This is a genomic window from Candidatus Planktophila sp. (assembly GCF_040402315.1).
Classification (GTDB): Bacteria; Actinomycetota; Actinomycetes; order Nanopelagicales; family Nanopelagicaceae; genus Planktophila.
The window spans coordinates 1-8,768 of the sequence record NZ_JBBAMU010000034.1 but is presented as its reverse complement, the minus strand read 5'-3'; the positions used below and the strand labels follow the sequence as shown (position 1 = coordinate 8,768).

At 48.7% G+C, this 8,768-nt stretch carries 10 protein-coding genes; 4 read left to right on the top strand and 6 right to left on the bottom strand.

Features of this window, described 5'->3' with window-relative positions:
* Positions 1-95: 95 nt before the first annotated feature.
* A complete protein-coding gene (locus tag AC9UEP_RS05310; RefSeq protein ID WP_509544769.1) occupies positions 96-290 on the bottom strand; it encodes a Gfo/Idh/MocA family oxidoreductase in 195 nt (64 codons plus the stop codon).
* A gap of 152 nt (positions 291-442) precedes the next feature.
* Positions 443-1,183, bottom strand: a complete 741-nt coding sequence (locus tag AC9UEP_RS05305) for a sulfite exporter TauE/SafE family protein (protein ID WP_509544766.1) — start codon at positions 1,181-1,183, stop codon at positions 443-445.
* A gap of 148 nt (positions 1,184-1,331) precedes the next feature.
* Between AC9UEP_RS05305 and AC9UEP_RS05300 the strand changes: the two genes are divergently transcribed.
* A complete protein-coding gene (locus AC9UEP_RS05300) occupies positions 1,332-1,613 on the top strand; it encodes a PGPGW domain-containing protein (RefSeq protein ID WP_509544763.1) in 282 nt (93 codons plus the stop codon).
* Here the strand turns inward: AC9UEP_RS05300 and AC9UEP_RS05295 are convergent.
* A complete protein-coding gene (locus tag AC9UEP_RS05295) occupies positions 1,606-2,082 on the bottom strand; it encodes a GNAT family N-acetyltransferase (protein WP_509544760.1) in 477 nt (158 codons plus the stop codon). The two genes, AC9UEP_RS05300 and AC9UEP_RS05295, sit on opposite strands and share 8 nt — an antisense overlap.
* A gap of 34 nt (positions 2,083-2,116) precedes the next feature.
* Between AC9UEP_RS05295 and AC9UEP_RS05290 the strand changes: the two genes are divergently transcribed.
* Complete coding sequence (locus AC9UEP_RS05290; protein ID WP_509544757.1) at positions 2,117-2,872, top strand: SDR family oxidoreductase; 756 nt, start codon at positions 2,117-2,119, stop codon at positions 2,870-2,872.
* Here AC9UEP_RS05290 and AC9UEP_RS05285 read toward each other — a convergent pair.
* Positions 2,869-4,305, bottom strand: coding sequence for an aminotransferase class I/II-fold pyridoxal phosphate-dependent enzyme (locus AC9UEP_RS05285; protein ID WP_509544755.1), 1,437 nt, complete (start codon positions 4,303-4,305; stop codon positions 2,869-2,871). The two genes, AC9UEP_RS05290 and AC9UEP_RS05285, sit on opposite strands and share 4 nt — an antisense overlap.
* A gap of 71 nt (positions 4,306-4,376) precedes the next feature.
* Between AC9UEP_RS05285 and gabT the strand changes: the two genes are divergently transcribed.
* A complete protein-coding gene (gabT, locus tag AC9UEP_RS05280) occupies positions 4,377-5,717 on the top strand; it encodes a 4-aminobutyrate--2-oxoglutarate transaminase (RefSeq protein ID WP_509544752.1) in 1,341 nt (446 codons plus the stop codon).
* A 6-nt stretch (positions 5,718-5,723) separates the two neighbouring features.
* Here gabT and tgt read toward each other — a convergent pair whose 3' ends face one another.
* Positions 5,724-6,980 (bottom strand): tRNA guanosine(34) transglycosylase Tgt, encoded by a 1,257-nt coding sequence (gene tgt, locus AC9UEP_RS05275; protein ID WP_509544749.1) that lies wholly within the window; start codon positions 6,978-6,980, stop codon positions 5,724-5,726.
* Positions 6,981-7,013: 33 nt separating this feature from the next.
* On the opposite strand from tgt, the gene AC9UEP_RS05270 reads away from it, so the two are divergent.
* Positions 7,014-7,883 (top strand): alpha/beta fold hydrolase, encoded by an 870-nt coding sequence (locus tag AC9UEP_RS05270; protein WP_509544746.1) that lies wholly within the window; start codon positions 7,014-7,016, stop codon positions 7,881-7,883.
* A gap of 11 nt (positions 7,884-7,894) precedes the next feature.
* Here AC9UEP_RS05270 and AC9UEP_RS05265 read toward each other — a convergent pair.
* Positions 7,895-8,768: M13-type metalloendopeptidase (locus tag AC9UEP_RS05265; RefSeq protein WP_509544744.1), on the bottom strand; the 874-nt coding region annotated here is incomplete at its 5' end.

Sequence of the window (8,768 nt, the reverse complement as noted above, 5' to 3'; positions counted from 1 at the left end):
GAGCCTGCTCTCGTGCAACTAGGTGCTTCACAAGTTGCCTGTCACTTCCCAAATTGACGTGCACAGATAATTGTTGACAATTAAATAATTCCCACCTAGGTTTTCATTACTGTCCCAGGAAGCGTGCCAATATAAATCGCGTAATTATCTGAGCGGGCAGCTAGCTCTTCGTAGGAGGTATAGAAATCAGCGATACCAAATGCCTTAGCAAATTCTTGCGCTTTGCCTGGCGTTCTAGAGGCAACTGCAACAAAATTCTGCTTTGAATTCTTCTGCGCAGTTTTAATCATCTGCTCAGCGAGTCAGCCGGCACCGAAGACTCCCCATCGCAGCGGTTTGGATTCCTCTGACCTAAAGAGATGCGGCTTGGGAAGTGTTGTCATTGAGCTAACGTATCTCTATTTATCCTGATTTGATACGGTAAATTCGATTAAATAAAGTTTTAGAAGAAGATTAATTTCAGGCCTACAGCCAGCGCTGAAATCAGGGTAATTTTTTGAAACATTCGTAGATCAACTTTTGCGATAAATCTTCTTCCAAGAATGGCCCCTATAACAACCATCGGAAGAGCAGGAAGGATGTAACGAAGTGAGTTTACATCGAGCAAGCCGAGGCCAAGGGTGAAAGGTAGTTTTGCTAGGTTGATGATAAAGAAGAGCCAGGCTGTATTTCCAAGAAAGTTAAGAACTGAATTTTTGCGCAACAACAAATAAATACTCATGGGAGTACCACCAGAATTGGCAACCATGCTCATGAAGCCAGCGGTAGAGCCAAGAAATACCCGAAGAGTTCGCGGGTAACGAATAGTGACGTCGTAATTATGTTTCTGCCAATACTGACTCACGGGGTATAGCAAGACTAGTAAGACGACAACTACTCCAATAGTTCTTTTCAGGGAGCTATCCGTTGAATGGAGGAGATAGAAAGCTCCCACAACAAAACCACATAAGACTGGAAAAATAAGAGTTTTAAGGAATTTCCACTCAACGTGCTTTTTATACACTCCAATAGCAAAGAGATCACCTACCAAAAAGAGAACATGAAGAACCCCAGTTGATTCTTTAGCCGGCATTACTTGAGCAATCAGGGCTGCAGAAAGGAGCCCAATCCCGCCAATTGCCGTTTTAGATACTCCCACCAGTAAGCCAATTGCCATCATGGTGATGATGAGAGCGGTAGTCACGAAGCATCCTTATTTGGCTTGTGACTAAATGTTTTCACAAAGTCAATCCTATGGCTGCTCGCAGAGAAGACGGTCACTTGCTTTGTTTTTAAGGCGCCCTTTGCCGACCCTGCTGCGCGTGCTGATGCTGGTCGAGTAATATCGGGCCATGAGCCGGAAGAGTAAATTTCTCGCCACCTGGAAAACACTACCTAGGCAACTACGAAAAGTAATTGTTTCGGTTATTGGCTTCACTCTCATCACTTTAGGTTTGCTGCTGATCGTGCTCCCTGGGCCATTTACTTTGCCATTTCTAATCCTGGGACTCGTTGTCCTTGGGCTGGAATTTGCCTGGGCTGATCGAATGCTTGATCAAGTAAAAGCGCAAGGCAAAAAAGTTGATCCAAGAAAGTTGCTAAAGCGAAAACCGAAAAATCCAGAGCCTAATTAAGGGCAATTCGGTACTGACGTTTTCCAGATTCTAAGGTGTAGGTGTCATAGAGTTTTCTGGCAGTTTCATTATCTTCATCAGTATTCCAATATAGACGCGAACATTTATTTTCTATCGCATAGCTCTTTACATAGTCAATCAGAGCTCGCCCTACACCTTTTCCGCGCACAGTTGAATCAACGAATAAATCTTCAAGATAGCAATGTCCGCCCTCAGACCAGGTTGAGTTCTGCAGGCTATATGTCGTAAAGCCAACGATGAGGCCATCATCAATGGCAACAGCGCACTTCATATTAAATTCTGGATCAAGAATTCGCTGCCAGGTGAGTGAACTTTGTTCGACAGAGAGCTCAGTCTGATAGAAGTCGAGATAACCCTGCCAGAGAATGAACCAACGTTGCTTATCTGTAGGTAGTGCAGCTCTAATTTCAAGTGGTAGCCGCATGGACTTCTCTACCTTTTCACTCATGCGAAGATTCTAACTGCGAGGTACTCTCTACCCCATGAGCACACGTGAATATGCAGTTATTACTGGAGCAAGTAGTGGAATCGGCGCGGCAACAGCGCGATTGTTGGCAAGCAATGGTTATCACGTGATTGCTGCAGCTAGGCGCACAGAGCGATTAGCTGCCCTTGCCGCAGAAGATCAGAACATCGAAGCCTTCACACTCGATGTCACTAAGCAAGAGTCAATTGATTCACTTACCAAGCACGTGCAAGGAAAACCAGTTTCAATTCTTATCAACTGCGCTGGTGGTGCTTTTGACTCGGATCCAATTAATGACTCCGATCCTGAAATTTGGAAGAAGACATTTGATATCAATGTTGTGGGTTCTGTGCGGATGATCAAAGCAATGACCCCGCTGATGCAGGCATTTGGCCGTGGGCATATCGTGATGATTTCATCAACTGCCGGCCATCGCGTCTATGAAAATGGTGGAAGTTATGTGGCGGCAAAGTTTGCGGAAACCTCTCTTGTTGAAACCCTTCGCCTAGAACTTAATGGTCAACCGATTCGGGTGACAGAGATTGCTCCTGGAATGGTTAAGACAGATGAGTTTTCGACGGTGCGTTTTAAAGGTGATACTGAGAAGGCGGCGAAGGTATATGAAGGTGTCACCAGGCCGTTGGTGGCTGAAGATGTGGCTGAGGCAATCAGATGGTCAGTGATGTTGCCAAGTCATTTCAATGTCGATCACTTAATGATTAGACCGGTGGCACAAGCTCAAGTGCATAAGGTGTATCGACAACCGCTTTAACTTCGCTTTACGACCCGATACTTGGCAAGAGTGGGATCAGTTGCATAGGCGATGCGAACGCCAGCAGCGCGGGAAGCCCCTAAGCCCTCAACAATCTGTTGGGTAAGAATTTCACCAGGTGCAACAACTGCAACACCTGGCGGATATGGTGCAATCAGATCTGCTGAAATGCACCCAATGGCATCACGGGCGCTGACTAACTCGGTCTCTGCAAAATAAGCATCACGCATAGAAATTGCGCGCTGTGGCACAACAGACCAACTCAGCGCCGTTGCGCTCTCGCGCCGTTGTTCTTGGCTGCGCTTCAGAATCGGAATTAACACATCTGCCAATCGATCAAAATCAGCTCTGGTATCGGCAATAGTGCCCAGAAAGACAATCGTGTCTCGATCGGCCATCTCCACCCGAATTCCTTCAGCTTGTAGATCTTGCTCAATTTCAACTCCGGAAGCCCCCAGCTGCTGCACGCGCAGAACTATCTTGGAGGCATCAAAGCGGCCAGCTGGAAAATCCTGCGGATAGAGAAAAATAGGAAGGGCAAATTCGGCCTGCACCAGCTCTTTGAAGTGATGAACATTTTTTAACAGGGCGCCGATTAACTCTTCCCCGCGAGTTTGCAGCAGTGCGCGCACGCCATCGATGGAAGCTAGTGGGGCTCCAGCTGGTGAAGTTGTGTGGGTTGTTTCAAAGCTTTGTTCTAAACGTTCTTCGCTCAGCAACGTGGTGCGGGCAAGTAAGAGCGCAGAGGCGCTATAACCAGGCAGGGCTTTATGTGTACTAGTGATCAGCGCATCAGCACCTAATTGAAATGCATGCTGTGGCAGGTGTGGGTGAAAACCAAAGTGTCCGCCCCATGCCGCATCTAAAATCACTTGAACACGTTGGGCATGTGAAAGTTCAATCAGCGCCGGTAGATCTGAGATTGTTCCCAAATAACCTGGCTCGGTAAGTAGCACCGCAATTGGTTTCTCACTCAAAGCTTTTGCAAGTTCGCCAGTTGTGATTCCGGTTGGAACACCTGTTGCGCCATCAATCTCAGGTGACATCCAGATTGGCTCAAGGCCAGCAAGAACAAGTGCGCTTAAGACCGAACGGTGCGCGGTCCTAGATACTGCGACCTTATCGCCGGGCTTTCCTAGTGCGAAGATGATTGCCTGGTTTGCGTGGGTTGAACCACCGGTTGAAAAGCGTGCGTAATCTGCGCCCCACAAGGTGGCGGCCAGTGATTCAGCCGCCTTCAATGTCTGATTCGTTAACTTAATTTCATCCAAGCCGCCATATAAAGGTGTATCTGAGTCAACCACAGCACCTAAGTCGGCATCTAGCGCGCTCGCCTTCTGCTTATGTCCCGGAATGGTGAAAGGAGTTCTGGTGCGCTCGAAGTAGGCGAGGTAGGCATCAAGTAGCGGTGCGCTATCTCTGAGTCTGCTCATGTGGCAAGCCTAACTCTTAGTCAGAGCCGGTGAGGTCTGCGGGTAGGAAATACGGGGCTTAGAATTAAGCCATGACTTCACAGGATCGACTCCCGCAAACTCGTCATCTGGTCACAGAAATTCCTGGACCAAAATCGACGGCGGCGATGGCGCGACGTAAAGAGGCTGTTTCTGGGGGACTAGGAACTGCGATGCCGGTCATTGTTTCGCGTGCACACGATGCGATTATTGAAGATATCGATGGCAACCGAATTATCGATCTTGGTGCAGGTATTGGTGTTGTCACCGTGGGAAACGCCGCACCTCGCGTTGTAAAAGCTGTGCAAGAAGCAGTGGAGAAATTCACTCACACCAACTTCACCACGGCTCCATATCTGGGCTATATCGAAGTCTGCGAAGCCCTCAATCGTTTAACTCCTGGAAAATTTGCGAAGAAGTCAATTCTGCAAAACTCAGGAGCAGAAGCGGTAGAAAATGCAATCAAAATTGCACGTCACTACACAAAGCGCCCAGCAGTCGTTGTCTTTGAACACGCCTATCACGGCCGCACAAACCTGACTATGGCCCTCACGGCAAAGAACTTGCCATATAAAGATGGTTTCGGTCCTTTTGCTAATGAGATCTACCGAATGCCAATGCCATATTCCTATCGTTGGGTTGGAAATCCCGACACCATTGCGCAAGACGCACTTGATATGGTGATTCATAAAATTGAGAAAGAAGTGGGAGCACATAACGTTGCCGCCATTTTGATTGAGCCAGTTGTTGGCGAGGGTGGATTTATCGTGCCACCAGTTGGATTTATGCCAGGGCTGCAAAAGTTTGCAACCGAGAACAAGATTGTATTTATTGCTGATGAAGTGCAATCAGGTTTTGCTCGCACGGGCAAAATGTTTGCCGTCGAACATGAAGGTATGGAGCCGGACATGATCATTTCGGCCAAGGGAATTGCTGGTGGCCTGCCACTGGCTGCAGTTACTGCTCGCGCTGAAATCATGGATTCATCACATGTGGGTGGCCTCGGTGGCACCTATGGTGGAAATCCGATTGCCTGCGCCGCAGCACTTGCCGTGATTGAAATGATTGAAGAAGAGAAGTTAGTCGAACGCGCAGCCCACATCGGTGACATTCTCTTTGCTGCGCTGAACGCACTCAAGGCGCAATACCCAATTATCGGTGAAGTCCGCGGACGAGGCGCCATGGTTGCAATTGAATTAGTACATGCCGGAACAAAGGATCCCAACCCAGAGGCGATGGCAAAGGTGATTAAGTATTGCCAGAGCAAGGGCGTGCTGATCCTTACCGCCGGCACCTACGGCAACGTCATCCGCTTCTTGCCGCCAGTTGTCATCACCGATGAGCTATTGAAGGATGCACTTGGGGTATTAGCAGAGGGCTTTGCCTCGCTCTAAGCCGTACTAGTCGCGCGACTGCCCCGATTTATGCTTATAACGGCCCATAAATTCTTTTTTCATATCCTGAAAGTTTCCATCAAGTAGGGCCTGTCGCATCTGATCGACTAGGCGCACGATAAAACGTTCATTATGAATTGTGGCCAGGGTGCCAGCAACCATCTCTTTGGCACGAAAGAGATGGCAAAGGTAGGCGCGGGTGTAATGCGTGCAGGTATAGCAATCACATTCATCATCTATCGGATTAAAGTCTCGGATAAATGGTTGATTAGAGACGTTAAAACGACCTTCCATCGTATAGACCGCACTGGTACGAGCAATACGAGATGCCAGCACGCAGTCGAAGGTATCGATCCCGTTTTCTACCCCAACAAAGAGATCTTCCGGGGCGCCGATGCCAAGTAGATGTTTCGGTTTCTCCTGCGGCAGCGTTGTATTTACCCAGCTCACAATTGTGCCCAGTGAATCTTTATCGAGCGCGCCACCAATTCCAAAGCCATCGAATTCAATTCCAGATGAACTCATGGTCCCCAGATCACCGGCAGCTTTCTTGCGCAAGTCTTCATACTGGGCGCCTTGGATGACGCCAAAGAGTGCTTGATATGGCTTTGCTGTGCGGGCATCGGTCAATTTTTTATGTTCATCCAGGCAGCGAATGGCCCAGTCATAGGTGCGAGACATGGCCAGCTCTTGATAGGGGCGAGTGTTATGCAAAGTGGTGCACTCATCGAATGCGAACATAATGTCGGCGCCCAGCTTATGTTGAATTTGCATTGAGCTTTCGGCGGTAAAGCGGTGCATCGAGCCATCGAGGTGGCTCTTAAAGGTAACGCCCTCATCATCAACATGGGCTAGCCGCTCTTTATTCTTTGCAATCACTTGATCAGAACGGAAGGTCTGCGCATCCATCGCTAACACCTTTTTAAATCCCACACCGAGTGAGAGCACTTGAAAGCCACCGCTATCGGTAAAAGTTGGCTTATCCCAATTCATAAATGCACCGAGGCCGCCGGCCTCATCTAGCACATCGGGGCCAGGTTGCAGATAGAGGTGATAAGCATTTGCCAGCAGGGCTTGCGCCCCGAGGTTCTCCATCGCCTCTGGCAGAACTGTTTTCACCGTTGCCTTGGTGCCAACCGGAATAAAGGCGGGGGTCTGAATCTGACCGTGAGGTGTTGTAAGTGTTCCCACTCGTGCTAAACCAGAATCGGCGGCGTGGTCAATTGCGAAAGAGAACCCCTTTTCTACTTCTGCTTTAGCCACGTGCCAATTGTGGCAGAGATATAGACTTAGAAAATGCCCCAATTCAAAGTTAAAGATGGTCACGATTTAGAGATTCTCGATAATGGAATTAACTCTGAAAAGGCGATTATTTTTCATCATGGTACGCCTGGGCATTTCTCCGCCTGGAATAGTTGGCTAGAGGAGGCGGCCCTGCGCGGGATTCGCGCCCTGTCTTACAGCCGCGCAGGTTATGGAACTAGTGATCGCCATCTTGGCCGAAGCGTTTTTAGCAATAACTCTGACATCTCATCACTGCTTGATGGAAAAAATGTCTCAACTTTTGTAGCGATTGGATGGTCCGGTGGAGGTCCACATGCGCTTGCTAATACCTTCGACCATCGCAACATCGGAGCCGTTACTTTAGCCGGTGTCGGCGAGTTTGGTTCACCAGACCTTAATTTCCTTGATGGCATGGGGGCAGAGAACCACGATGAATTTGGAGCAGCTCTTTTAGGCGAAACAGTTCTCGATACATGGATGAATGAGAACGCAACATCGATGAAAAATGTCACGGGAGCAGAAATCAAAGCGGCATTTGGTGGACTTATTGGAGATGCAGATAAAGCTGTGATTGAAGGTGAATTTGCAGATCAGATGGCAGCTGTAATGCGAGCTGCGCTGGCGGTCAGCTTTGATGGCTGGATTGATGACGATTTAGCGTTTGTAAAACCTTGGGGTTTTGACCTCAATACAATTTCAAAGCCAGTTTTTATCTGGCAAGGAGATGATGATTTCATGGTGCCGCATTCACATTCGAAGTGGCTGGCAGAACGTATCCCGGGTGCGCAATTGAAATTCGTGCCCGGGCACGGCCATATTTCACTGATTGAAAAGTATCGGCCAGAAATTCTTGATCAAGCTCAGGCACTTCTAGGTCACTAGTAAGTAGTCGATCACCAGATTCGAACGCGCTCTTCAGCGGCTAGCCAGAGTTCATCGCTCTGACTCACACCGAATGCTTGATAGAACTCAGCCACATTGCGCACAATTTGATTACAACGAAATTCATCCGGGGAGTGTGGGTCAGTTGCAATCCGGCGACGAACCTCTTCCGGGCGGTTCTTATTGCGCCAGGAGTGCGCATAGGAAAGGAAGAATCGTTGTTCACCAGTGAGTCCATCAATCACCGGACTTTGCGCACCGCCCAGAGCTAATTTCCATGCCTTATAGGCGATCGCCAGGCCGCCGAGATCACCGATATTTTCACCTAAAGTAAAGGCGCCATTGACGTGGATATCTGGGGTGCTTTCAGGCGATAAGGCATCGAATTGCTTGACGAGTGCGGCGGTGAGCTCTTCAAATTTGCGGCGATCTTCATCGCTCCACCAATCGACCATATTTCCATCACCATCATATTTAGAACCTTGATCATCAAAGCCATGGCCAATTTCATGGCCAATGACTGCGCCAATGCCGCCGTAATTAGCTGCGATGTCGGCTTCGAGATCAAAGAAGGGTGGCTGCAAGATTGCCGCCGGAAAGACAATTTCATTGGCAAGTGGGTTGTAGTAAGCGTTCACGGTCTGCGGGGTCATATGCCATTCATCGCGATCAACCGGTGCGCCAATCTTGGCGATGGCATAGGAATGATCGAACTCGGCGATTCGCCATAAGTTACCAATCAGATCACCGGCAGAAATTTCTAAGGTGGAGTAGTCGCGCCACTTATCGGGATAGCCAATCTTGGGCGTGAACTTTGTCAGCTTTTCCAACGCCTTTTCCTTCGTTGCCGCTGACATCCAGGGCAGGTCAATAATGCTTAGCCGA